Raw genomic sequence first — 22301 nt, forward strand, 5'->3', positions numbered from 1 at the left:
GAGATGATGAATGTCACCAAAGACATGATCACCGCCGGCGCCATGGCTGGAAATGTGACGGATGAAAAGGCGCGTGAGATTATCGAAGCCGCCGTGGCCGTCGAATTTGGAGACGAGGAGCGGCCACGCTACACCATGCGGCGCTTGCGCGAAGAGATAGCCAGGGCTGAATACCGTGGGAGGCAGGGTGAACGCGAAGCGCTCGAATCTGCCCTGCCCGGAACCGCAGAGACCTATCAATATCGCGTATCTGCCGCGCACCATGCGCTCTTCCATGATGACCCAACTGATGTCGCGGAACGGCTCAACCGCTATGCGGAGGAGACAAACGAAGTCCTACAAGCGTTTGGCATGACGCGAGAAGATGCCCACCGCTTGGTGGATTACACATGGGACCGGCCAGCCGGCGAACCCGCCAAGGAGATCGGCGCAGCCCTTCTTACACTGACGTCGCTTTGCGTTGTCGCTGGATATGATCTCATGGCCTGCGGCGAGGCCGATCTCGAAAAGCTACAACAGCCCGAGACGATTGCCCGTATCCGTGCCAAGCGTTCCACCCGTCACGGACGTGGCCCGCTTCCCGGTCTTGATCCTGCCGCTCTAACCACGAACACGACGCAGGAAGTGCCTACCACCCTCACCTATACGAACTACCGCGGCGAAACTGCCCAGCGAACCATTCTGCCAAGAGGCATTTGGTTCGGTGCCACTGACTGGCACCCGGAACCGCAGTGGCTGCTCAAAGCCTTCGACGTCGAAAAAGGCGCAGACCGCGACTTTGCGCTGAAGGATTTCGGCAAGCCGCTCGCCGCCGAACTCTTCGGCTATTCCGCCTTGCCCGTTCCTGCGCCATTCAAAATCGGCGACATGGTCGAAAAGTATACCGGTGATTACAGTGCCAGGGGAGAGGTGCGCGGTATTTTCGCAACAACACGTGGCGCCGTCCGATATGTGGTCGAACATCAGGCCGAGGGCGGCGGATCGTTCTGCCATATCTACAGCGAACACAACTTACGTCTCGCACGCCGATTGCCGACATCGAACTGGGCTGAGAGGGCAACAAGCCGATGACCGCCGCCCGCGCCTATAAACTTCAATCTACCACCCGCTGCCCGTGCTGCGGCGCCGACCGGATCGTGATGGATATCGACGCCGCCAAGACCTGGGCCACTGTCGCCTATCAGCGTCATGCCGGCTTCACCGTCAAAGACGGCGAAATCACTGTCACCGGCATCTGCCACGCCGGCACGAACCTGGCGGCCTATCTGATGAATGCAGAAACCATGGGACCGCGAAGGGAGGTATCCGGATGAGGGAACCACGGCTACTAACGCAGACACAAGCGGCTCAATATTGCAATCTGTCCCCTGCCCAGTTCAACGCCTGGGTACGCGATGGAAGAATTCCCGGCCCATTGCCAGGCACCCATCGATGGGACAAGGTTGCGCTTGACAGGGATATCGACAAACTTTCCGGGATAGCGCCAAAGTCGGAACCGGAAGACGCTCTTGAGGCATGGAAAAGGAAACGGGATGCGCGTCGAGCTGAAGGGACTGCACAAAACAAGCAAAAGTCTCGCTGACGGCAGCAAGCGGGACTATTACTATGCCTGGAAAGGCGGCCCGCGCCTGAAAGAGAAATATGGCACGCCGGCATTTGTCGAAGAATTTCGGCAGGCGACACGCGATCGATCCTCACCAGATGCAGATACGTTGGCCTATGTGATCGCGCTCTACAAGCGGATGGAACTGCCGAGGCTGAAACCCTCTACCCGCAGCACCTATCTTCCCTATCTCAAAACCATCGAAATAGAGTTCGGCGATATGGACATCCGTGCCATCGAGGCGACCGGGTCACGCGCAGTCTTTCTCGAATGGCGCGATAGCTTGGCAAGAACACCTCGCGCGGCCGATATCGCATGGTCCATCCTGCAACGGATCATGGCGTTTGGTGTGCATATGGAAAAGTTGAAACGCAACCCCTGCACCAATGCCGGCAGGCTTGCCGAATCTGGCACGCGCCGGGAAATCATTTGGACCCCGCCAGATCTGTCCCGTTTCCGCGCCGTCGCATCACGCCAGTTGGCCGATGCCTTGCTGTTGGCAATTTGGACCGGCCAGCGCCAGGGCGACTTATTGCAATTGCGATGGTCGGCCTACGATGGGAAACACATCCGCCTCAAACAGGGTAAGACCGGACGCCGCGTTGCCATTCTGGTCTCTGGCACTCTCGGCAAAATGCTGGACCGGCTGAAGGCGGAAAACGAGGCCCGCAAAGTCCAGTCCTTGACGATCCTCACCAACCAGCGCGGCCGGTCGTGGACCAGCAGCGGATTTAAAACATCATGGGGAAAAGCGGCAAAGAAGGCCGGCATAACAGGCCTGACATTCCACGATCTACGCGGAACATTCATCACAATGGCTCGCCGAGCCGGGGCCTCGATCGAAGACATTGCCAAAGCCTCAGGCCATACGACGAAGGACATTCATAGCGTGCTCGAAACGCACTATCTGGCCGACGATCTGGAGCAAGGCGACGTGGTGATTTTGAAGCTGGAGGCGAATGAAAAATGAACAAAGCTCCAAACCGTTTGGATTTTTCTCCAAACCGCTCCAATCTGTATTCACATAACCATTTGAAATCATTGGCGACCCCTGCAGGAATCGAACCTGCGACAACCTGCTTAGAAGGCAGGTGCTCTATCCAGCTGAGCTAAGGGGCCGTCGCGGCCTTGGCGCAGGCCGGTCACAGCGAAATGATGCGCTCAATGCGTCCAGGGCTGGAGGCGGCTGAAGCGGAAATTGTCGGTGTAGGATACGGACTGGCGGCGCGGTTCTTTCGGGGGGATGACCCTGTAGTCGATACCATTGCGCTGGGCATAGGCCTCAGCAAGTTCCTGGGTTTCGAAGGTCAGCTTGACTTGTTGCAGCATGTCGCCGGAGCTGGTGTAGCCCATCATCGGATCGATTTTGCGTGGCTCAGAGGCGTCGAATTCCAGAACCCAAAGATGGGTCTTGGCCTTGCCCGATTGCATGGCAGTCTTAGCTGGACGGTAGATTTTCGCGGACATCGAACCCATTCCTCATGAAAACGAAGAGACTATAGCTCTTCCCTTCCTCGCCGTCACTGTTCGGCGTGAGCATTTCCCAGCGAAATATCCGCCGGAAGAATGGTCGGAGTGGAGAGATTCGAACTCCCGACCCTCTGGTCCCAAACCAGATGCGCTACCAGACTGCGCTACACTCCGTGACCGCCGAACAAGTGGGGAGATACACGGTTCATCCGGCAATCGCAACAGGCAAATCTCAAAAAGACAGGCTTTTTTCCATCTGTGCAAAAGAACTTAGGATGGAGGCCTCAACCCCTGCACCACCCGGCTCCCGGGCGTAATTCCAAGTGCCTGCGCCCGGCCCCCATTTATTTCGATGACGTAGCGCACCGGACCGGGCGACGGAATGATATCCTCGGAATAAGGCTGAGTTCGCTCGGCGACCCCGACGACCTCGCCCTTTTCATTGACGAACAACATGTCGAGCGACAGGATGGTGTTTTTCATCCACATCACGGCGCTCTGGGTTGCGCCAAAGTCGAAGATCATTCCTTCATCAGGACCAAGCAGCTTGCGGCCCATCAACCCCTGCTCGCGCTCGCCGACAGTTATAGCATATTCCATGGCAAAACGGCGCGCTTCCCCCGAAACCGTCTCAATCACGGCTGCGCCTTTTGTAAAATCTTCAGCTGAGGCGGGAAGAATAGCCAGCGCTATCCAGAAAAAAAGCGCCCGGAAGGCGCTTCTACGTAAAACAATCATGGCATTGCTCGCAATGCGGACGCTCAGTGCGCCATCACATGCGGCGCCGGATTGTCCGGGTGAATTTCTGCCGCCATCAGGCCCTTGTCGCCATGGCCGAAGCGCACCAACACTGTCTGTCCGGGGCGCAATTCTGTCAAGCCGAATCGGCGCAGCGTTTCCATGTGCACGAAGATGTCTTCGGTCCCCTCGCCCCGCGTCAAAAAGCCGAAGCCCTTCGTGCGGTTGAACCATTTCACCAAAACCCGCTCCAGCCCGCTCGACGGCGTCACCTGTACATGGGTGCGAACGGGCGGCATCTGCGATGGGTGGGTAGCAGTGGACTGGTCCATCGACAGGACACGGAAGGCCTGGTAGCCGCGGTCACGCTTCTGGATCAGCGCGACGATGCGTGTTCCTTCAAGAATTGTCTGATATCCGTCGCGGCGCAGGCAGGTCACATGCAACAGCACATCCTGCATGCCGTTATCAGGCACGATAAAGCCAAACCCTTTGGCCACATCGAACCATTTCACCGCGCCGGTGATTTCGATAAGGTCCATGGGCTCCTCCGAGAGCCCACTGAATTCCACGAAGTCCTTCGCCGAAATTCTTTCCACCATCTCCAAACCGCCCCTCGACACGCCAAACGGATAACGCACACTGATTCCCGAGGACTAGATTAACATTTTGTTAACGCTGTTGCGCAAGCCCTAGTTTCAGTTATTCGCATCTGCTTTCTGCTTGACGGACCTTGTTCCAGGCTGGCGCAGGGGGCGTTTGACACGCCCTGGTCTTACCAAGGGCATTTATACGCCCTTCGCTTTTTTCCAAACACTGCTCTGACAGAACTTGAAGCCGCACCGCAGAGGCGACATATGCGGCATGCAACAGGGAGATCTTTCAAATGCGCTATCTGCACACCATGGTTCGGGTCAAGGACGTCGATGCCTCGCTGAAATTCTACTGCGAGCTGTTTGGCATGAGCGAAGTCCGCCGCATCGACAACGACAAGGGCCGCTTCACGCTGATCTTTCTTGCGGCCGACGAGGACGTAGCAAAGGCCAACCATGACATGGCGCCCTGCCTCGAACTGACCTATAACTGGGATCCGGAAGACTACACCGGCGGTCGCAATTTCGGCCACCTCGCCTACGAGGTCGACGACATCTATGCTATCTGCCAGAAGCTGATGGACAATGGCGTTACCATCAACCGCCCGCCCCGCGACGGCCACATGGCGTTCGTGCGCTCGCCGGACGGAATTTCCATCGAAATCATCCAGAGGAATGGCTCGCTGGCTCCAGCCGAACCCTGGGCCTCGATGCCGAATACCGGCGCCTGGTAACCACTCTCTCACTTTCCCTTTGGCCCTAAAGCCATTGGTTTGCATTCCAGGATGCCGCCGCTAGCCTTTCTGAGCAATTTCGTACGGGAATCTACATTCCCCTTGGGAAGGCTTAAAGGGCGTCGGCATCCTGCCTGACGCAAGCTAAAATCGTCATAGTCTCCTCAACCAGAGGAGCAGTCCGCCGCATACCGGCTTGGACGCTCGCAGTCAGGAGAGCGACATGACGTCTCGAACCCGCATCGTCTTTCAGGTCCAAGCCGCAGCCTTTGCGGTGGCGTTGCTCGCCGGCTGCGCGACCACGAAACAGGACCTGCCGCCCATTGATAAAGGTCCGATCGGTGATGTCGATGCTGGCGAGAGTGCCGTTGTACCTCCAAGCTCGGCGACCGCACCGAAAAAAGGTGGGCTCTACCGCGATCCGCTCGTCACGACAGGTCACGATAGATCTGCAGCACCACCAGCTCTAAAGAGCGCAAAGCCGGCGAATGCGGCAGCGACCGCTTCCAGCGCGCCGCAGCACATTGCAACGCCTTCAGCTGACGAGCAGATGGTTGCCATGAACCAGACCGAATCGGACGCCACGGCGGCGTCTGGCACCCCGCATCATAACGGTCTCTATGCCGCTCAGCCGCAGCAAGCGGCTAACGACTCGGCACCTGCCAACAGCATCGTGCCGCCGGATATGCCATCGCGCCCGTTTCAAGCCACGGTAAACAGCGTCTACAGCCTGTCAAAGCAGCAGCAGAGCCAGCCGCAAGTGCAAGCAAATCAACCGGCGCAACCCGCAGCAGCGGCTCCGGTCGTCGTTCCCCAGCGTCCGCCGACCAAGGCCGAGATTCTGGCAGGGCTTGCACCGGATCCAAAGAAGCGTCGCCAAGCACCGCGCGCGGATCAGCAGCCGGTAACAATGCCAAGCGCCTCACCATCCAGCGAGATCGTGCCGGGAATGCCTGCACAGCTCCAGGCCAGCCTTCCCGGCGGCGTGCCTGGCGCGGCCAACTCCGGCGACATAACGGAAATGGACAAGATCCAGGGCGCGCCGGAAGCGACCGGCATGACAAAAGACAGTTTCATCAAGAAATTCCTGGCGAAAATCCGCAAATAGGCCCGCCAAAGCTCTAAAGTGCCGGCTGTCATTTTTCCGTAAAAAATTCGGATTTGAGCGCTTGCCAGCGACAAAACACCTGACTATAAGGGCGCCACAGCACGCGCCCTTCGTCTATCGGTTAGGACGTCAGATTTTCATTCTGAAAAGAGGGGTTCGACTCCCCTAGGGCGTGCCACTGTTTTCCACAGCCTTTCCCTGAATAAGTTGCACCCGCTCAGGCGGCGTTTCCCGTTGCTGGCAGGCAAATAAAGCTGGGCTTTTACGCGTTATCAACAAGCGCATCGGAATTTTGCCCACAGGGCACAAATTTCTCTTGCAGGGCAAAACCGTTCGCACTAAGAGAGCCGCACGCAACACGCGCCCTTCGTCTATCGGTTAGGACGTCAGATTTTCATTCTGAAAAGAGGGGTTCGACTCCCCTAGGGCGTGCCATGCGTTTCTCCTGACATAATAGAGAGTGAACCGGCTTGGCCTCGAGCCCGCTGGGGTGACTGCGGTTTTCTGCTCAGATTTCCCTTTAAAAAGAATCGCCAAACATGTGGAAAAGGCTCGATTTTCTGCTTGCCCTCAGGCTCGAGTCTGCCTATAAGCGGCCTCACAGCACGCGCCCTTCGTCTATCGGTTAGGACGTCAGATTTTCATTCTGAAAAGAGGGGTTCGACTCCCCTAGGGCGTGCCACTGTTACCCTCCCTACATAGATGAAGACTTGCAACGGCTCGCTCCTCGCTGCCGCTATGTCTGCATTTTCGGCCAATCTAGCCATCTTGAGTTTGTCAGGGAAAAGTGGAACCCGGTTTTCCCTAAAAGACAAACGAAAGATGAAATCTGGAGGCTGTCTAGTTCAACCTGAACCTGACAGATTCTAGTTCAAAATGCCGGAGCAGCGTCCAGGATTCTGATCTGTATACGGCGCGCGCCTTGCCAGAGTTCGGCGCCGAGGCAGCCGGCAACATGCACGGAATCGCCGCGACGTCCGAGCAACAAATCGCCGAGCGGCGTCTCCTTGGCACGGAAGGCTATACCATCGATCCGGCTGCCATCGGGCGCTTCGAGCGTGACTTTGACGTGATTGGTGCCGATCAGGCGGGAATCGCGAATCCGATGCGCCGGGATGGCAAAGATCGGCTGCGAATGGCCGGAGCCATAAGGACCGGCGGTTTCGATAAGGTCGATGAGATCGAGCGTCGCGCCTGACGCGCCAACAGCTCCATCGATCTTCAAGGCGCGGTTGGCGGCAAGCGCCATGACCGTATCCTGCGCCATATCCTCGAAAAATGCTCTGACCTTGCCCAGATTGCCGCGCTCGACCGTGAGGCCTGCGGCCATGGCGTGGCCGCCGCCTTTGACCAGCAAACCGTTATCGACAGCTGCCCGCACCATCTTGCCCATGTCGAAGCCGGGGATGGAACGGCCCGAGCCAGTGCCCTTGCCCGACCCATCGAAGGCGATGGCGAAAGCCGGGCGCTGGAATCGTTCCTTCAGCCGTGCGGCCAGCAGGCCGACAATGCCGGGATGCCAACCCTCGCGCGCCGTCAGGATAACCGCTGCCCGCTCGCCAGTACCATATTCGGCCATAGCCTCGGCTTCGGCCTCGGCCAGCATCTGGGCTTCCATGGCCTGACGCTGGCGGTTGAGATCATCGAGTTGCACGGCGATTTCCTCGGCTTGGGCGCTGTCATCGAGCGTCAACAACCGGCTGCCGAGTGCTGCATCGCCGATTCGTCCGCCAGCATTGATGCGCGGGCCGACCAAAAAGCCGAAATGATAGGGCGTGACCGGTCCGCCGATGCCAGCGACCTTCAACAGTGCCGCAAGCCCGGCGTTCTGCTGGTGACGGGCGGCGATCAGGCCTTTCACCACATAGGCGCGGTTCAGCCCCTTCAGCGGCACGACATCGCAAACCGTAGCCAGCGCCACGAGATCAAGCCAGGCGAGAAGATCGAGCGACCGCGCAGCACCTTGTCCGGCATCGCGCAGCTTGCGCAGCGTGCCGACCAGAACCATGAACACCACGCCAGCCGCACAGAGATGGCCTTGGCCCGAGAGATCGTCGCCCCTGTTGGGATTAACCAGCGCCAGGCAGGGCGGCAGTTCGTTGCCCATCTGGTGATGGTCAATGACCACGACATCGACGCCGCGACGCCGCGCCTCCTCCAGCGCCTCATGGCTGGTTGAGCCGCAATCGACCGTGACGATCAGCTGCGCGCCGCGCTCGATCAACTGGCCGATCGCAGCGGCATTCGGGCCGTAGCCTTCGAAAATCCGGTCGGGAATGTAGATTTCTGCATCGATACCGAAATGCGCCAGAAACCGCGCCATCAGCGCCGAGGAGGCTGCACCATCGACATCATAATCGCCGAAAACAGCCACGCGCTCGCCACGGTTGATCGCCGCGACCAGCCGGTCTGCGGCCTTGTCGCCATCTGTCAGGCTGGAAGGATCGGGCATCAGCCCGCGGATCGTCGGATCGAGGAAGGCCTTGGCATCCGAGACCGCGACGCCCCTGCCCGCCAGAACCCGGGCCACCAGCTCGGGAATGCCATGGACCTGCGAAATCGCCAGCGACCGGTTCAGCCCGGCCTGATCGAGGCGCGACACCCAGCGCTGGCCACTGACCGAGGTCTCGACATTCAAAAAGGCGCGTTCGATGGGATCGGCAGGCTCTAGCATTCTATGAAGCAACTCCGGTGTGGCCGCTCCAGGGAACGGGCATTACGCCGTTTTCGGCCGCTCAATGCGGATCACTTGCGGCTCACCCAGCAGATAGCCCTCCTCCTTGATCGCGGCAACGGCCGTGCGAACGGATTTTTCGAGCGTCGCGTGGGTCACGAGGATGATCGTCTTCGAATGATCGTCGCCGCTGCCGGTCTGGGAGTGCTGAACGATCGATTCGAGCGAGATGTTATTCTCGGCCATTTTCGTGGCAATGCTGGCGAATACGCCGGTGCGGTCCTCTACCGTCAGACGGATGAAATAGCCGCCTTCGTGGCGCGTCATCTCGGCCTGGACATAGGGCTCAAGCAGATGGGCGGGGCGGCCCAGCACCGGCACCTTCTGGGCGCCCGGCCGGCTCTTCGCGATATCGGTGATGTCACCGAGCACAGCCGAGGCTGTGGCATTGCCGCCGGCGCCGGGGCCGACCATCAGCAATTCGCCGAGAATGTCGGATTCGAGCGCTACGGCATTGGTGACGCCATCGACCTGGGCAATTACCGAATCGAGCGGCACCATGGTTGGATGCACCCGCTGTTCGATACCGGTCGCGGTCTTCTGGGCAACACCGAGCAGCTTGATCCGGTAGCCAAGATCGCGCGCAGCGTGGATGTCGTCGATAGAGATATTGCTGATGCCTTCGAGGTAGATATCGTCGGCAGCGATCTGGCTGCCGAAGGCCAGCGTTGTCAGGATCGACAGCTTGTGGGCCGTATCATTGCCATCGATGTCGAAGCTCGGATCCGCCTCGGCATAGCCGAGCCGCTGCGCTTCGGTCAGGCATTCGGCAAAGCTCAGACCTTCCTTTTCCATCCGGGTCAGGATGTAATTGCAGGTGCCGTTCATGATCCCGTAGATTCGGGAGAACTGGTTGCCGGTCAAGGATTCACGCAGCGTCTTGATAACAGGGATGCCGCCGGCGACCGCCGCCTCGTAGTTGAGCAGCACGCCCTTGTCTTCGGCCATTTTGGCCAGTTCGACACCGTGCCGGGCCAAGAGCGCCTTGTTTGCAGTCACCACATGCAGGCCACGGCTAAGGGCTACGCGCACCGACTGGTCCGCCGCGCCCTCGGCGCCGCCGATCAATTCGACGAAGACATCGATATCGGCCTTTTCCGCGAGCTCCATCGGCGTCGCGAACCACTCGATGCCGGAGAGATCGATGCCGCGATCGCGGCTGCGGTCACGGGCGGAGACTGCCGCAATGGAAATGGCGCGACCGCAGGAAACAGTGAGCGCGTCGGCCCTGGTTTGCAAGATCCGCGCCAGCGACGCACCGACGGTACCGAGACCCGCAATGCCGATCTTAAGGGCATCAGCCATGAGATAATCCTGATATGCTACTGGAAACATGGGAAGGGAGCGGCCGCGAATGGGCCGCTCTTTAAAATAAAATCAACGGTGGGCGTTGAGTGACACGACATTATGCAGCGTATCGTCAGCCGTGGACAGGAAGCGCTTCAAATTACGCGCCGCTTGACGGATGCGATGCTCGTTTTCGACCAGCGCGATGCGGACGTAATCATCACCCTGCTCGCCGAAACCGATACCGGGCGCCACGGCCACGTCAGCCTTTTCCACCAGCAGCTTGGAAAACTCCAGGGAGCCGAGATCTCGGAACTTCTCAGGAATCTTTGCCCAGGCAAACATGGTGGCTGCCGGCGGCGGAATCTCGAAGCCGGCCTTGCCGAAGCTTTCGACCAGTACGTCGCGGCGGCGCTTGTAGATATTGCGCACTTCGGCAACGTCTGTGCCATCACCGTTCAGCGCGTGGGTAGCAGCGACCTGAATCGGCGTGAAGGCGCCGTAGTCGAGATAGGATTTAACGCGCGCAAGCGCCGAGATCAGCCGCTCGTTGCCGACAGCAAAGCCCATGCGCCAGCCAGGCATGGAGAAGGTCTTGGACATCGAGGTGAATTCCACCGCAACATCCATGGCGCCGGGTACTTCCAGCACCGACGGCGGCGGGTTGCCGTCGAAATAGATTTCCGAATAGGCAAGGTCGGAGAGCACGATCAGATCATGCTTCTTCGCAAAAGCGATCACGTCCTTGTAGAAATCCAGCGAGGCAACACGGGCGGTCGGATTAGACGGATAATTGATGATCAGCGCCAGCGGCTTCGGAATCGAATGGCGCACGGCCCGCTCCAGCGGCGGGAAGAAGGTCTCGTCCGGCTCGACCGGGATCGAGCGGATCACGCCGCCGGTCATCAGGAAGCCGAAGGCATGGATCGGATAGGTCGGATCCGGGCAGAGAATGACATCGCCCGGCGCGGTAATCGCCTGCGCCATGTTGGCAAAGCCTTCCTTGGAACCCAGCGTCGCGACGACCTGGGTATCGGGATTGAGCTTCACGTTGAAACGACGAGCGTAATAGGCGGCCTGGGCACGGCGCAGGCCGGGAATGCCCTTGGAAGAGGAATAGCGATGCGTGCGCGGGTCCTGCACAGCTTCGCACAGCTTATCGACGACGGATTGTGGCGTCGGAAGATCGGGATTGCCCATGCCGAGGTCGATGATGTCAGCGCCACCGGCTCGCGCGCTTGCCTTCAAACGATTGACCTGTTCGAAAACATAGGGCGGCAGACGCCGGACTTTGTGAAACTCTTCCATTTCAGACCTCGTTGAACCGCAGGCCCTCAGCCTGGCGGACGATCCGTTTCCACTGTTGCATCCCCGAAAACGGACCGGGTAAACCGGGGTGCAGGCACGATACCGCAGATTGCAATGATTCGCGGTAATTTTAGGCCGCTCACCCCTGCCCGGCTTCGTACGGCCAGGCTGGCCTGACATGCACACGGGATACGGCAGATGCGACCGTCGCTCATTTTTGCTTTGCGGCCAAAAGCCGGGCAAGGCAAGGGCTAATTGAGGGTCAATGGTACGGCGCGGCCTTATTGGCTGGCCGGCTGGCCCTGCTTGGCGAGCTTGCGCATTTCTTCGACCTTGCGATCGTATTGTGCTTGGCTGATCTGGCCGGATTTGCGCTGGGCGCCGAGAGCTGACAGCCGCGTGCTCATCTCCTTAGCCTCGTCATTGCTCATCTGCACATTGGCAGCCGTGAGAGGCTTGGAGAATTCGGGATAACCGTCCGGCGTCGTATAGGCTGTTGCCGCGGGATCGGCCTTATCTGTCACGGTCACGTCGACATGATTCTGGCGCGCCGGAGCGGCCGTGCTGTTGCAGCCGGCGAGCGCAAGCAGACCGACAGAGGCGCCAGCGATTGCGCCGACCGTAGCCAGCCTCGACACACCACGTACAGCCGAAATCCGCAAAACGAAAGAGACGTTCGAAACCATAGTCAAACCCAACCAATTCCACCGGCACAGATGCCGGGCCAACGTCACCCGGCAGTGGCGACACAACCGCGCAGGCACCTCGTTTTCCACAGCAGAGACGCGAAGATCGAGAGACAACAAGCGCGGAAATTGCAAAAGATGGCGACCTGATTTGATCTACATCTTTCATCCGTCTGGAACTTGTAGTCATTTTCAGGCAGGATAGGCAAACATAAAAAAGAGAATGACAAAGGGGAGATGGCGTTGACCACAGTATCGAAGGATCAGGCTCGCAAACGTCCATCCCGCCCTACGCGCAAAGCGCCGGAAGCCGGGGCAAAAGACCCAGCCACAAAGGTTAAGTCCTCTGCCAAGGCAGCCCAGCCACAAAAGGCCGATGACAACGGCGCAGCCCGGCAGTCCGCTGCGAATCAGCAGCCAAACATGACCAAGACCGCAGCAGGCCAGGCCAGCGCGGATAAGCCGGGCGCCGACAAGGCTGGCGCGGGCCATGGGGGTCAGGCAGGCGCTGGCGCCGCAGGTTTCGACCCTTCGATGATCGAGCCCTATATCGTCAAGGACCCGGAGGCTCTGGCAGTCAATCTGGCCAAAGCGCTGGAAAATCTCGGCAAGGCCGCCTCCACCTGGCTCGCACCGCGCGAAAAGGGTGAGATCAACGATCCCGTCGCCGAGCCGGCGGTGGAGCTGGTCAAGACCCTGACCGGCGTTGCCGAATACTGGATGGCCGACCCGCAGCGCAGCCTGGAGGCGCAGACGCATCTGATGACATCGCTGTTTGGTGTCTGGATGAAGAGCATGACCCGCTTTTCCATGCCGATGGCGGCCACGCCGGCGGCGGAGCCTATCAAGGACAAGCGCTTTGCCGATGCGGACTGGCAGCGCAATCCCTTCTTCGATTTCCTGCGTCAGGCCTATCTCGTTCTATCGGACTGGGCCGAGAAGCTGGTCGAGAACACCGAGGGTATGGATGAGCATTCGCGCCACAAAGCCTTGTTCTACATGCGGCAGATGACGGCGGCGCTATCGCCAGTCAACTTCGTCATGACCAATCCCCAGCTCTACCGTGAGACGGTCGCCACCAGCGGCGCCAATCTGGTCAAGGGCATGAAGATGTTCGCCGAAGACATGGCCGCCGGCCGCGGCGAGTTGAGGATGCGCCAGACCGATACATCGAAATTTGCCGTCGGCACCAATATGGCGCTGTCACCGGGCAAGGTCGTGGCGCAGAGCGATGTCTGCGAAGTCATCCAGTACGAACCCTCGACGGACAAGGTGCTGAAGCGGCCATTGCTGATCTGCCCGCCCTGGATCAACAAATTCTATATTCTCGATCTCAATCCGGAAAAGAGCTTCATCAAATATTGCGTCGACAAGGGCCACACGGTCTTCGTGATCTCCTGGGTCAATCCTGATGAGCGCCATGCAAAGAAGGACTGGCTGTCCTATATTCGTGAGGGCGTCGATTTCGCGCTCGATACGGTGGAAAAGGCAACCGGCGAGAAACAGGTCAATGCCATCGGCTATTGCGTCGGCGGCACGCTTTTGTCGGCGGCCATGGCGCTGCATGCCAAGGAAGGCGATACCCGCATCGCCAGCGCCACGCTGTTTACCACCCAGGTGGATTTCACCTATGCCGGCGATCTCAAGGTCTTCGTCGATGAGGAACAGGTGCGCGGCCTGGAAGAGCGCATGAAGCAAAAGGGCTATCTCGATGGCTCGAAAATGGCGACCGCTTTCAACATGCTGCGCTCGTCCGAACTAATCTGGCCCTATTTCGTCAACAACTACCTGAAGGGCCAGGACCCGACCGCCTTCGACCTACTCTATTGGAACGCCGATTCGACCCGGATGGCAGCGGCCAATCACTCCTTCTACCTGCGCAACTGCTATCTCGAAAACAATCTGGCGCGCGGCAAGATGGAATTGGATGGCAAGACCCTGTCGCTAAAGGACGTCAAGATCCCGATCTACAATCTCGCCACCAAGGAAGACCACATCGCGCCGGCAAAGTCGGTCTTCATCGGCTCTGCCTGCTTCGGTGGCCCCGTGACCTATGTGATGAGCGGCTCGGGCCATATCGCCGGCGTTGTCAATCCGCCGGACAAGCGCAAATATCAGTTCTGGACCAATGGCAAGCCGGATGGCAGCTTCGAGGATTGGGTGGCGACCGCTGAGGAGACGCCGGGCTCCTGGTGGCCACATTGGCAGCAATGGATCGAAAGCCTGGACAAGCGGCGTGTCGATGCCCGCCTGCCCGGCGGAAATGCGCTAAACGCCATTGGCGATGCGCCCGGCTCCTACGTGCTGGAGCGCGTCTGAACGCATGATCTTCGACCCACCGCTGGTGGCGGCAACCCTCATCCGCCGTTACAAGCGCTTCCTGTTCGACGCTGTCCTGGAGGATGGGCGTGAGATCGCCGGCTTCTGCGCCAATACCGGCTCGATGCGCGGGCTGACCACGCCCGGTTCGCGCATCTATCTGTCGCAGCATGACAGCCCGAACCGCAAGTATCGCTATGCTTTCGAGATGATAGAGGCTGAAGGCACCTTGGTTGGCGTCAATACCGCCCTGCCCAACCGCCTGGCACAGGAGGCAATCCGGCTCGGCTTGGTCAGCGATCTCTTACACTACGAGAAAATCCGCACCGAGCAGCGCTACGGCGAAAACTCCCGCATCGACCTGCTGCTGTCGGCGCCTGACAGGGTCGATTGCTATGTCGAGATCAAGAACGTCCATTTCGTCAGGCAGACGGGATTGGCTGAATTTCCAGACAGCGTCACCACACGCGGCGCCAAGCATCTGAACGAGATGGCAAAGCTGGTGGCATCAGGTACAAGGGCCGTAATGCTCTACGTGATCCAGCGACCAGATTGCGAGGCGCTGGCGATCTCAGCCGATCTCGACCCCGCCTATGGCCGCGCCTTTACGGCAGCGGTGGCGCAAGGGGTCGAAGCCTATGCCGTCAAGTGCAGCGTGACGCCTGAGGGCATTGCTCCGGTTCGAGGCGTGCCGGTGCGTCTTACTGTCTAGCTACCCCATCAGCCCTGATATCATCAGCGCGATGCCAGTCAGGGCCATGATCGACAGGCTGCCGGCGGCGAGAACGCGACCGCCAGAGGCAAGCAAACCGCGCAGATTGACCTGAAGCCCAAGGGCGGCCATCGAAAGGGTGGTGAAAAAACCGGAAATATGTTGCGACGGTGCAATCAGACCCTGAGGCAATAGGCCAGCCGAGCGGGCAAGCATCATTGCCAGGAAGCCGAGGATGAACCAGGGCGCCAAATGCGCAAAGCCTATCTTCGCCGCACCCTCCCGTCCCTCGCCTCTGCGGCTGGAAATCATGCCCAGCGCCAACAGAACAGGTCCGAGCATCATCACCCGCACCAGCTTTACCAACGTGCCAACATGCAGGCTGACCAAACCGAAAGATGACGTTGCCGCCAGCACCTGCGGCACAGCATAGACCACCATGCCAGCGACCATGCCGTAATGGCGGGCGTCAAGCCCAGCCAAGGCCCCGAGCAGCGGCAGAAGCAGCACGACGAGAATTCCGAGCACGGCTGTGAAGGCAATGGACGAGGCCACCTCATTCGCATCCGCGCCGATTACAGGCGCCGCCGCCATGATCGCGGAATTGCCGCAGATAGAATTGCCGCAGGCCACAAGCAGTGCCGGGCGATGCGAAAGCCCCAACAAACGACCGATTCCATAGCTGCTGACAAGACCGCAGCAGACCAGAGCCATGATACCAAGCACGAGCGCCAGGCCATCGCCAGCAATCTCCTGAAGGCTTATCGATGCGCCGAGCAGCACAATGGCCGCCTCCAGCACGATCTTGGCGCAGAAATGAACCCCTGGCTGCACCTTTGGCGATAGCGCCAGCAGACTGTTGACCAATGTGCCGAGCAGGATGCACCAGACGAGCGGATCGACGGGCATTACCCCGGTTGCCCATTGCAATCCATAGGTCACGCCATAGCCGCAAAGCGACACGCCGGTCGCGAGCGCTATCCCCGGCAATAGCCTCGACAGCCGGCCGCGGCCGATGCTTTCCGGACTAATGAAGCGGTCGGTGGCGGTACCGGAGTGAGAAGACGTGCGCATGGTGAAAACCCTTGATCAACTAAACTGGTTTTGCGCCCTCGGTTCGTTTCACTCCATCGCATAATATGCGATAGTTCATGCGAAAATATTTCACGATCACTTTTGCAAGGCATCCTTCCATGACCCTCGAGCAACTTGCGATCTTTCTGGCCGTGGCCGAACGTCAGCACGTGACGCGGGCAGCGCAAGCGCTCGGCTTGACCCCATCCGCGGTCAGCGCCGCCATCCGCGCATTGGAAACCAATCACGATGTGCTGCTGTTTGACCGGGTAGGGCGCGGTATCGAATTGACTCAAGCGGGCAGGATCTTTCTGGAGGAAGCCCGCGCCACGCTTGCTGCAGCCAATCGCGCCACTCTCGTGCTGGCCGAATTGGGCGGGCTGAATCGTGGAAGGCTCGCCCTCTATGCCAGCCAGACCGTTGCCGGCCATTGGCTGCCGCGCCAGATGATGCGCTTTCGCGCCCGCTATCCCGAGATCATACTCGATCTAACCATCGGCAATTCGGCCTCTGTCGCCGAAGCGGTGGAAGGCGGTCGCGCGGAACTTGGCTTCGTCGAGGCGGAGATACCCTCGCAGGTTCTCTCACATCTTGTCGTGGCCGAGGATGAGATGGTGATCGTCGTGCCCAAGGGGCATCCGCTTACGCAGCCGGTTGCCGATCTGCCGGCAGCGCTTGCCGCCAGCCGCTGGGTTCTGCGCGAGCCGGGTTCCGGCACCCGCGCCTATTTCGAGCAAGCGATGCAGAGCCTGGGCATCGACCCACACCAACTGGTGATCGCCCTCACCTTCCCATCCAACGAGGCGGTATTGTCGGCCTTGACGGAAGGCGGCTGCGCCAGCCTGCTATCGCGCTCGACAGTTCAGGCGCTGGTCGAAACCGATGCGCTGGCGATCGTGCCGGTGCCGCTTGCGCCGCGGCGGTTCACAGCGCTTCGCCACCGGGAACGACGGATGAGCGGCGCGGCGCGGCAGTTCCTGCAATTATGCTCGCAGCCGGACGACCATGGTCGCAGTCTGTTCAAGAATTGAGCGCAACCGTCCGAACGTGATGGACGAACAACCTCTGCCTGCGGTATGTAAAACGCTGGAATGAATGCGGGACAGTTGAATGGTAAATTACATCGACGCGGCGACCGCGCCGCTCAAGAATACCGGCGCGATACGCCTTTACGGTTCGGACGCTTTCGAGGCGATGCGCAAGGCCTGCCAGGTCACGGCGCGATGCCTCGATGCCCTCGTGCCGATCGTCAAGCCGGGCGTGACGACCAATGAGATCGACCGTTTCGTGTTCGAATTCGGCATGGACCATGGCGTGCTGCCGGCAACGCTGAATTATCGCGGTTATCGCCATTCGGTCTGCACCTCGATCAACCATGTTGTCTGCCACGGCATTCCCGATGACAAGCCGCTACGCGAAGGCGATATCGTCAATATCGACGTCACCTATGTCGTTGATGGCTGGCACGGCGATTCGAGCCGGATGTACCCGGTCGGCGAGATCAAGCGCTCCGCCGAGCGGCTTTTGGAAGTCACCCATGAATGCCTGATGCGCGGCATTGCCGCCGTGCGTCCGGGCGCCCGCACCGGCGCGATCGGCGCGGCGATCCAGAGCTTTGCTGAGGCGCAGCGCTGCTCCGTCGTGCGCGATTTCTGCGGTCACGGTGTCGGCCAACTGTTTCACGACAGCCCGAATATCCTGCATTACGGTAAGGCGGATGAAGGTCCTGAAATCCGTGAGGGCATGATCTTCACCATCGAGCCAATGATCAACCTCGGCAAGCCGCATGTGAAGGTTCTGGCCGATGGCTGGACCGCCGTCACCCGCGACCGTTCGCTGACAGCCCAATACGAACATGCCGTCGGCGTCACCGCCACGGGCTGCGAGATCTTCACGCTGTCGCCCGCTGGCCTCGACCGGCCGGGCCTGCCACCCTTACAAGGCTGAGCGATGAACCGGCCGCCGCGTCTTCCGCTCTCCGACGAGCCAGAACAGGTTTCGCTTCCAGACGATATCGAGGCGGAGGCCTTTGATGACGAGCAGGATGAGCGTGGCTTTTTTGCCGAGCAGGTGCAAAAGCCGAAAGCCGTCAAGAAGGCGCCCGAGCCGGCGACCAAGCAGGTGGAGCATTATCACGGCCACCGCGAGCGGTTACGTCAGCGCTTCAAGGAGAAGGGCGACGAGGCGCTTGCCGATTACGAGGTGCTGGAACTGCTGCTATTCCGGCTGATCCCGAGACGCGACACCAAGCCGATTGCCAAGGCCCTGCTCGACCGGTTCGGCAGCCTGGCCGGCGTGTTCGGGGCCAAGCACAGCCTGCTGCAGGAAGTAAAAGGCATCGGTGAAACCGTCGCCCTCGATCTCAAGCTGATCTCGTCAGCTTCGCAACGCATGCTGAAAAGCGAGTTGAAGGGCAAGCAGGTCCTGTCATCGTGGTCGAGCGTTATCGATTACTGCCATGCGGCCATGGCCTATGAGACGACAGAACAATTCCGCATCCTGTTTCTCGACAAGCGCAATGCGCTGATTGCCGACGAGATCCAGGGCCGCGGCACCGTCGATCATACGCCCGTCTATCCTCGCGAAGTGGTCAAGCGCGCCCTGGAGCTTTCGGCAACGGCCATCATCCTTGTGCACAATCATCCCAGCGGCGATCCGACCCCGTCGCGCGCCGATATCGACATGACCAAGACGATCATCGATACCGCCAAGCCGCTTGGTATTACCGTGCATGACCACGTGATCATCGGCAAACAGGGACATGCCAGCCTGAAGGGGCTGCGGCTGATCTGACACCCCGCGACGCCGCAGTTTTATGGGCGATCAAGCCGGTCGTCCCATGGCGAGACACTTGCGACATCTGCGCCGACTCTCCGTTAAGCGTGATCCTTTAGCCTTCGGTAAAGGACCTTCCGTATTCATGGAGATTGACGGCAAGGAGCGAGCGATGAGCATTTCCGGGATCTTGAACACGGCAACGTCAGGCATGCTGGCCCAGCAGGTTCGCGTCAGCAATGTCGCGAGCAACATCGCCAACGCCGATACACCGGGCTATCGCCGGTTGAATACCGATCTTTCCGCCGATGGCGCAGGCGTGACAGCCACAACGGCACGATCCACTCAGGAACCCGTCACGCCTGATGTCTCCAATGTCGATCCCTTACAGGAGATGACCGAGATGATCGGGGCTCACCAGGCCTTCGCCGCCAATGCCAAAGTGTTTGAGGCCGGCGCCGACATGTGGGACATGCTGATGAGCATCAAGCGGGACTGACGCGCCGCGTCGCCCTCACCCGCCGAAATATTGCCGGGCCGCCAACGCCAGCGACACCAGGCCGAAGCCGATCAGCAGGAATGCAGACCCGCGCTGCACCCAATGGGCAAAATTGTCAGGCAGACGGCGCTGTAGCCAGACGACCGCCCCACAGAGCGCAAACCACCAGGCAAGTGACCCCAGAAACACCCCGGCCACCAGGAAGAACGGGCTGATACCATCCGTATCGGCAAGACCGGCACCGGCAAACAAAGCGGCAAAGCCGAACACGGTCGCTGGATTGGTAATCGTTAGCGCAAAGGTGGAAACGGTCGTCCGGATAATGTCGCTCGCCTCGATCTCTGCCGCCGCAATCAGCGGTCTGGGTGTCAGCATCCTGATGCCGATCACCAGAATTAAAATGCCCCCAACCAGCTTGAGCGGCAGCGAAATCTCAACAAGAAAATCCTGCATGGCCGCGAAACCGGCGGCAGCGGCGATGGCAAACACCATGTCACCAAGTGCCGCCCCAATCCCCGTTGAGACGCCATGCCAGAAGCCACGCTCCATCGTGCGGTTGATGCAGAGCGTGCCTATCGGCCCGATTGGCGCGGCCACGGCAACGCCGACCAGAAAGCCCTTGACCAGCAGGATGAACAGCATCGACATCTCCGTCACAGAGGCCTTATCCGTGACGGATGAAAGCATAAAAAGGTCTCGCCAGCCCTGCGGCCGCTTCACGCCTGCCTAACGCTGCAAACGGCAATCCGGTTCGTGCGTTATGACATTAACCGTTGAAACAGCGCCGCTTCGGGTAAAGTACGCCCCCTGTACTGCATAATCCCTTAAATCGGAACAGGTTTTGGCCAAAGTTTCCGGCCAGTGGCGCAAGTGCTGAACCGGGCCCTTGTGGGCATGTCCCTTTTGCCTAATTCACGTCTTGCGAGACGGTGTCGGGGCGTGCAACGCTGCCGGGATGGCGCCATGGCCTGCCCCGTCACCTCCATAAGTGACAGCCATGGCAGGAGAAGAACAGTAGAAGGAGGAAACGGTATGGCGAACGGACAGGCATCAAATCCGCCGCAGGAGGGCACGGGCGACATGGCGCGCCGGCTGCGCTCGATTTTCAGCGGATCGATCGGCAACATGGTCGAGTATTACGACTTCTACGTCTATTCGGCCTTCTCGCTCTATTTCGCACCGTCCTTCTTTCCCAACAGCAACCCGACCGCGCAATTGCTCAACACCGCGGGCATTTTCGCAGTCGGCTTCATCATGCGCCCTGTCGGCGGCTGGTTCTTCGGTGCCTATGCCGACCGGCGCGGCCGCAAGTCGGCACTGACACTGTCCGTGCTACTGATGTGCTTCGGTTCGTTGATGATTGCGGTAACACCGGGCTTTGCCACGATCGGCTATGCCGCGCCCGCGGTCCTGATGCTGGCGCGCATGCTGCAAGGGCTCAGCCTTGGCGGCGAATATGGTACCAGCGCCACCTATCTCTCGGAAATGGCCACGAAAGAGCGGCGCGGCTTCTACTCGAGCTTTCAATATGTCACGCTGATCAGCGGCCAGCTCTGCGCTATCCTGGTGCTGCTGCTCTTGCAAAAACTGCTGCTGACGCCGGCGGAGCTTGAGGCCTGGGGCTGGCGCATTCCCTTCGTCATCGGTGGCGGTTTGGCAATTATCGCCTTGTTTCTGCGCCGTAACATGGCCGAGACCGAACAGTTCAGCCGGACGGCAGGCAAAAACCTCGGTAGCCCGCTGCGTGAGTTGATGAAGTATCCGAGACAAGTCGTGACCGTCATCGGCCTGACATTGGGCGGCACGGTCGCCTTCTATACCTACACGACCTACATGCAGAAATTTCTTGTGAACACCGTCCACCTCAGCAAGGACGATTCGACCCTGGTGTCGGCGGGGGCACTGTTCGTCTACATGTGCCTGCAGCCGGTGGTGGGCTGGATTTCCGATAAGATCGGCCGGCGGCCCGTGCTGATCGCCTTCGGCGTGCTGGGCTCGATTTGCACCGTGCCGCTGCTGACGACGCTCAGCACCGCTTCAAATGCCTTCGAAGCCTTTTTGATCATCATCGCCGCACTGGTGATCGTGTCAGGTTATACGGCGATCAACGCGGTGGTGAAGGCGGAGCTGTTTCCAACTGGCGTACGCGCCTTGGGCGTTGGCCTGCCCTATGCGCTCACCGTGTCGATCTTTGGCGGCACAGCCGAATATGTCGCATTGTGGTTCAAGGAGGCTGGTGTCGAACACTGGTTCTACTGGTATGTTTCGGGCTGCATCGCCGTGTCGCTGGTGGTCTATGCCGTCATGCCCGACACGCGCCAGACATCGCACATCGATCGCGAATCTGAGTGAAAAACCACATTGTAAATTGAAAAAACACAAGAAAATCCCCGCCCGGCAGAGCCAGGGCGGGGTAACCAGAGGTTGGAGGGTTGACGGTCAAACCTCGATAGGGGGATACGAGACCTTCGTCGCCAACCCAACCGCATAACGGGCATCAAACCGATAAGTTCCGTTCGGTTTACCTTACTTTTCCTTAATGCTCTTCTTTTACCGTATCACTTGACGTTTTCCCAAGGCCCATGGGCCGAGAGAAGTTCTATCGAGCCATTCATACACCGCCGAGGGCCGCCCCGGCAGGCTCAGACCGGGATGACATCA

Annotated in this window: 21 protein-coding genes and 5 tRNA genes; 15 read left to right on the forward strand and 11 right to left on the reverse strand. The window is 59.6% G+C overall.

Features of this window, described 5'->3' with window-relative positions; all coding sequences use genetic code 11:
- Nucleotides 1-3 precede the first annotated feature (3 nt).
- From BJF91_RS25325 to BJF91_RS11525, 3 genes are all read left to right on the forward strand, one after another.
- Entirely contained in the window at nucleotides 4-1071 is a 1068-nt protein-coding gene (locus tag BJF91_RS25325; RefSeq protein WP_234801615.1) for a hypothetical protein, read from the forward strand.
- Nucleotides 1068-1313, forward strand: a complete 246-nt coding sequence (locus BJF91_RS11515; RefSeq protein WP_075614681.1) for a hypothetical protein — start codon at nucleotides 1068-1070, stop codon at nucleotides 1311-1313. The genes BJF91_RS25325 and BJF91_RS11515 overlap by 4 nt, the downstream gene beginning before the upstream one ends.
- 219 nt (nucleotides 1314-1532) lie before the next feature.
- Nucleotides 1533-2573 (forward strand): site-specific integrase, encoded by a 1041-nt coding sequence (locus BJF91_RS11525; protein WP_075614683.1) that lies wholly within the window; start codon nucleotides 1533-1535, stop codon nucleotides 2571-2573.
- Nucleotides 2574-2645: 72 nt separating this feature from the next.
- Here BJF91_RS11525 and BJF91_RS11530 read toward each other — a convergent pair.
- From BJF91_RS11530 to BJF91_RS11550, 5 genes are all read right to left on the reverse strand, one after another.
- A tRNA-Arg gene (locus BJF91_RS11530) sits at nucleotides 2646-2722 on the reverse strand.
- A 42-nt stretch (nucleotides 2723-2764) separates the two neighbouring features.
- Nucleotides 2765-3070, reverse strand: coding sequence for an ETC complex I subunit (locus BJF91_RS11535; protein ID WP_075615581.1), 306 nt, complete (start codon nucleotides 3068-3070; stop codon nucleotides 2765-2767).
- 100 nt (nucleotides 3071-3170) lie between these two features.
- Nucleotides 3171-3247, reverse strand: a tRNA-Pro gene (locus tag BJF91_RS11540).
- Between the two features lie 96 nt (nucleotides 3248-3343).
- Nucleotides 3344-3712, reverse strand: a complete 369-nt coding sequence (locus BJF91_RS11545) for a DUF192 domain-containing protein (RefSeq protein ID WP_234801616.1) — start codon at nucleotides 3710-3712, stop codon at nucleotides 3344-3346.
- A gap of 122 nt (nucleotides 3713-3834) precedes the next feature.
- Nucleotides 3835-4413 carry a cold-shock protein gene (locus BJF91_RS11550; RefSeq protein WP_075614685.1) on the reverse strand — a complete coding sequence of 193 codons (579 nt, stop codon included), beginning with the start codon at nucleotides 4411-4413 and terminating at the stop codon, nucleotides 3835-3837.
- A gap of 284 nt (nucleotides 4414-4697) precedes the next feature.
- On the opposite strand from BJF91_RS11550, the gene gloA reads away from it, so the two are divergent.
- The 5 genes from gloA to BJF91_RS11575 all read left to right on the forward strand — a co-directional run bounded on the left by gloA (nucleotide 4698) and on the right by BJF91_RS11575 (nucleotide 6928).
- The gene (gene gloA, locus BJF91_RS11555) at nucleotides 4698-5138 is read left to right on the forward strand and encodes a lactoylglutathione lyase (protein WP_075614686.1); all 441 of its coding nucleotides are present in this window, start codon (nucleotides 4698-4700) and stop codon (nucleotides 5136-5138) included.
- Between the two features lie 223 nt (nucleotides 5139-5361).
- Nucleotides 5362-6246, forward strand: a complete 885-nt coding sequence (locus BJF91_RS11560) for a hypothetical protein (protein WP_075614687.1) — start codon at nucleotides 5362-5364, stop codon at nucleotides 6244-6246.
- A gap of 103 nt (nucleotides 6247-6349) precedes the next feature.
- Nucleotides 6350-6424, forward strand: a tRNA-Glu gene (locus BJF91_RS11565).
- A 182-nt stretch (nucleotides 6425-6606) separates the two neighbouring features.
- Nucleotides 6607-6681 (forward strand) — tRNA-Glu (locus BJF91_RS11570).
- A gap of 172 nt (nucleotides 6682-6853) precedes the next feature.
- A tRNA-Glu gene (locus tag BJF91_RS11575) sits at nucleotides 6854-6928 on the forward strand.
- 189 nt (nucleotides 6929-7117) lie between these two features.
- Here the strand turns inward: BJF91_RS11575 and recJ are convergent.
- From recJ to BJF91_RS11595, 4 genes are all read right to left on the reverse strand, one after another.
- Nucleotides 7118-8920, reverse strand: a complete 1803-nt coding sequence (recJ, locus tag BJF91_RS11580; protein ID WP_075614688.1) for a single-stranded-DNA-specific exonuclease RecJ — start codon at nucleotides 8918-8920, stop codon at nucleotides 7118-7120.
- 42 nt (nucleotides 8921-8962) lie between these two features.
- Nucleotides 8963-10285: a homoserine dehydrogenase gene (locus BJF91_RS11585; RefSeq protein ID WP_075614689.1), complete on the reverse strand. Its 1323-nt coding sequence runs from the start codon at nucleotides 10283-10285 to the stop codon at nucleotides 8963-8965.
- Between the two features lie 72 nt (nucleotides 10286-10357).
- The gene (locus tag BJF91_RS11590) at nucleotides 10358-11575 is read right to left on the reverse strand and encodes an LL-diaminopimelate aminotransferase (protein WP_075614690.1); all 1218 of its coding nucleotides are present in this window, start codon (nucleotides 11573-11575) and stop codon (nucleotides 10358-10360) included.
- 281 nt (nucleotides 11576-11856) lie between these two features.
- Nucleotides 11857-12261 (reverse strand): hypothetical protein, encoded by a 405-nt coding sequence (locus tag BJF91_RS11595; RefSeq protein ID WP_075614691.1) that lies wholly within the window; start codon nucleotides 12259-12261, stop codon nucleotides 11857-11859.
- Nucleotides 12262-12795: 534 nt separating this feature from the next.
- On the opposite strand from BJF91_RS11595, the gene BJF91_RS11600 reads away from it, so the two are divergent.
- Complete coding sequence (locus tag BJF91_RS11600; RefSeq protein WP_234801640.1) at nucleotides 12796-14580, forward strand: PHA/PHB synthase family protein; 1785 nt, start codon at nucleotides 12796-12798, stop codon at nucleotides 14578-14580.
- 4 nt (nucleotides 14581-14584) lie between these two features.
- Nucleotides 14585-15292, forward strand: coding sequence for a DNA/RNA nuclease SfsA (gene sfsA, locus BJF91_RS11605; RefSeq protein ID WP_075614693.1), 708 nt, complete (start codon nucleotides 14585-14587; stop codon nucleotides 15290-15292).
- Here the strand turns inward: sfsA and BJF91_RS11610 are convergent, their stop codons facing one another.
- Nucleotides 15293-16366, reverse strand: a complete 1074-nt coding sequence (locus tag BJF91_RS11610; RefSeq protein WP_083943280.1) for a YeiH family protein — start codon at nucleotides 16364-16366, stop codon at nucleotides 15293-15295.
- A 119-nt stretch (nucleotides 16367-16485) separates the two neighbouring features.
- Between BJF91_RS11610 and BJF91_RS11615 the strand changes: the two genes are divergently transcribed.
- The 4 genes from BJF91_RS11615 to BJF91_RS11630 all read left to right on the forward strand — a co-directional run bounded on the left by BJF91_RS11615 (nucleotide 16486) and on the right by BJF91_RS11630 (nucleotide 19640).
- Entirely contained in the window at nucleotides 16486-17397 is a 912-nt protein-coding gene (locus BJF91_RS11615; RefSeq protein ID WP_075615583.1) for a LysR family transcriptional regulator, read from the forward strand.
- Nucleotides 17398-17476: 79 nt separating this feature from the next.
- A complete protein-coding gene (gene map / locus BJF91_RS11620; RefSeq protein ID WP_075614694.1) occupies nucleotides 17477-18313 on the forward strand; it encodes a type I methionyl aminopeptidase in 837 nt (278 codons plus the stop codon).
- A gap of 3 nt (nucleotides 18314-18316) precedes the next feature.
- Entirely contained in the window at nucleotides 18317-19159 is an 843-nt protein-coding gene (radC, locus tag BJF91_RS11625) for a RadC family protein (protein WP_075614695.1), read from the forward strand.
- Between the two features lie 154 nt (nucleotides 19160-19313).
- A complete protein-coding gene (locus BJF91_RS11630; protein WP_075614696.1) occupies nucleotides 19314-19640 on the forward strand; it encodes a flagellar basal body rod protein FlgC in 327 nt (108 codons plus the stop codon).
- A 15-nt stretch (nucleotides 19641-19655) separates the two neighbouring features.
- On the opposite strand, the gene BJF91_RS11635 is transcribed toward BJF91_RS11630, so the two are convergent.
- Nucleotides 19656-20327, reverse strand: a complete 672-nt coding sequence (locus BJF91_RS11635) for a LysE family translocator (RefSeq protein WP_324615712.1) — start codon at nucleotides 20325-20327, stop codon at nucleotides 19656-19658.
- 345 nt (nucleotides 20328-20672) lie between these two features.
- Here BJF91_RS11635 and BJF91_RS11640 point away from each other — a divergent pair, with 345 nt between their 5' ends.
- A complete protein-coding gene (locus tag BJF91_RS11640) occupies nucleotides 20673-21992 on the forward strand; it encodes an MFS transporter (RefSeq protein WP_075614697.1) in 1320 nt (439 codons plus the stop codon).
- The last annotated feature ends 309 nt before the right edge of the window (nucleotides 21993-22301 follow it).

The sequence above is a fragment of the Gillisella taibaishanensis genome (assembly GCF_001938985.1).
Taxonomy (GTDB): Bacteria; Pseudomonadota; Alphaproteobacteria; order Rhizobiales; family Rhizobiaceae; genus Allorhizobium; species Allorhizobium taibaishanense.

Coding starts and splice junctions, on each gene's coding strand:
- BJF91_RS11635 (WP_324615712.1), bottom strand. CDS start 20,327: ATGCTTTCATCCGTCACGGATAAGGCCTCTGTGACGGAGATGTCGATG.
- BJF91_RS11610 (WP_083943280.1), bottom strand. CDS start 16,366: ATGCGCACGTCTTCTCACTCCGGTACCGCCACCGACCGCTTCATTAGT.
- BJF91_RS11595 (WP_075614691.1), bottom strand. CDS start 12,261: ATGGTTTCGAACGTCTCTTTCGTTTTGCGGATTTCGGCTGTACGTGGT.
- radC (WP_075614695.1), top strand. CDS start 18,317: ATGAACCGGCCGCCGCGTCTTCCGCTCTCCGACGAGCCAGAACAGGTT.
- BJF91_RS11550 (WP_075614685.1), bottom strand. CDS start 4,413: ATGGTGGAAAGAATTTCGGCGAAGGACTTCGTGGAATTCAGTGGGCTC.
- BJF91_RS11630 (WP_075614696.1), top strand. CDS start 19,314: ATGAGCATTTCCGGGATCTTGAACACGGCAACGTCAGGCATGCTGGCC.
- recJ (WP_075614688.1), bottom strand. CDS start 8,920: ATGCTAGAGCCTGCCGATCCCATCGAACGCGCCTTTTTGAATGTCGAG.
- gloA (WP_075614686.1), top strand. CDS start 4,698: ATGCGCTATCTGCACACCATGGTTCGGGTCAAGGACGTCGATGCCTCG.
- BJF91_RS11590 (WP_075614690.1), bottom strand. CDS start 11,575: ATGGAAGAGTTTCACAAAGTCCGGCGTCTGCCGCCCTATGTTTTCGAA.
- BJF91_RS25325 (WP_234801615.1), top strand. CDS start 4: ATGATGAATGTCACCAAAGACATGATCACCGCCGGCGCCATGGCTGGA.
- BJF91_RS11640 (WP_075614697.1), top strand. CDS start 20,673: ATGGCGAACGGACAGGCATCAAATCCGCCGCAGGAGGGCACGGGCGAC.
- map (WP_075614694.1), top strand. CDS start 17,477: ATGGTAAATTACATCGACGCGGCGACCGCGCCGCTCAAGAATACCGGC.
- BJF91_RS11535 (WP_075615581.1), bottom strand. CDS start 3,070: ATGTCCGCGAAAATCTACCGTCCAGCTAAGACTGCCATGCAATCGGGC.
- BJF91_RS11585 (WP_075614689.1), bottom strand. CDS start 10,285: ATGGCTGATGCCCTTAAGATCGGCATTGCGGGTCTCGGTACCGTCGGT.
- BJF91_RS11515 (WP_075614681.1), top strand. CDS start 1,068: ATGACCGCCGCCCGCGCCTATAAACTTCAATCTACCACCCGCTGCCCG.
- BJF91_RS11525 (WP_075614683.1), top strand. CDS start 1,533: ATGCGCGTCGAGCTGAAGGGACTGCACAAAACAAGCAAAAGTCTCGCT.
- sfsA (WP_075614693.1), top strand. CDS start 14,585: ATGATCTTCGACCCACCGCTGGTGGCGGCAACCCTCATCCGCCGTTAC.
- BJF91_RS11560 (WP_075614687.1), top strand. CDS start 5,362: ATGACGTCTCGAACCCGCATCGTCTTTCAGGTCCAAGCCGCAGCCTTT.
- BJF91_RS11600 (WP_234801640.1), top strand. CDS start 12,796: ATGATCGAGCCCTATATCGTCAAGGACCCGGAGGCTCTGGCAGTCAAT.
- BJF91_RS11615 (WP_075615583.1), top strand. CDS start 16,486: ATGACCCTCGAGCAACTTGCGATCTTTCTGGCCGTGGCCGAACGTCAG.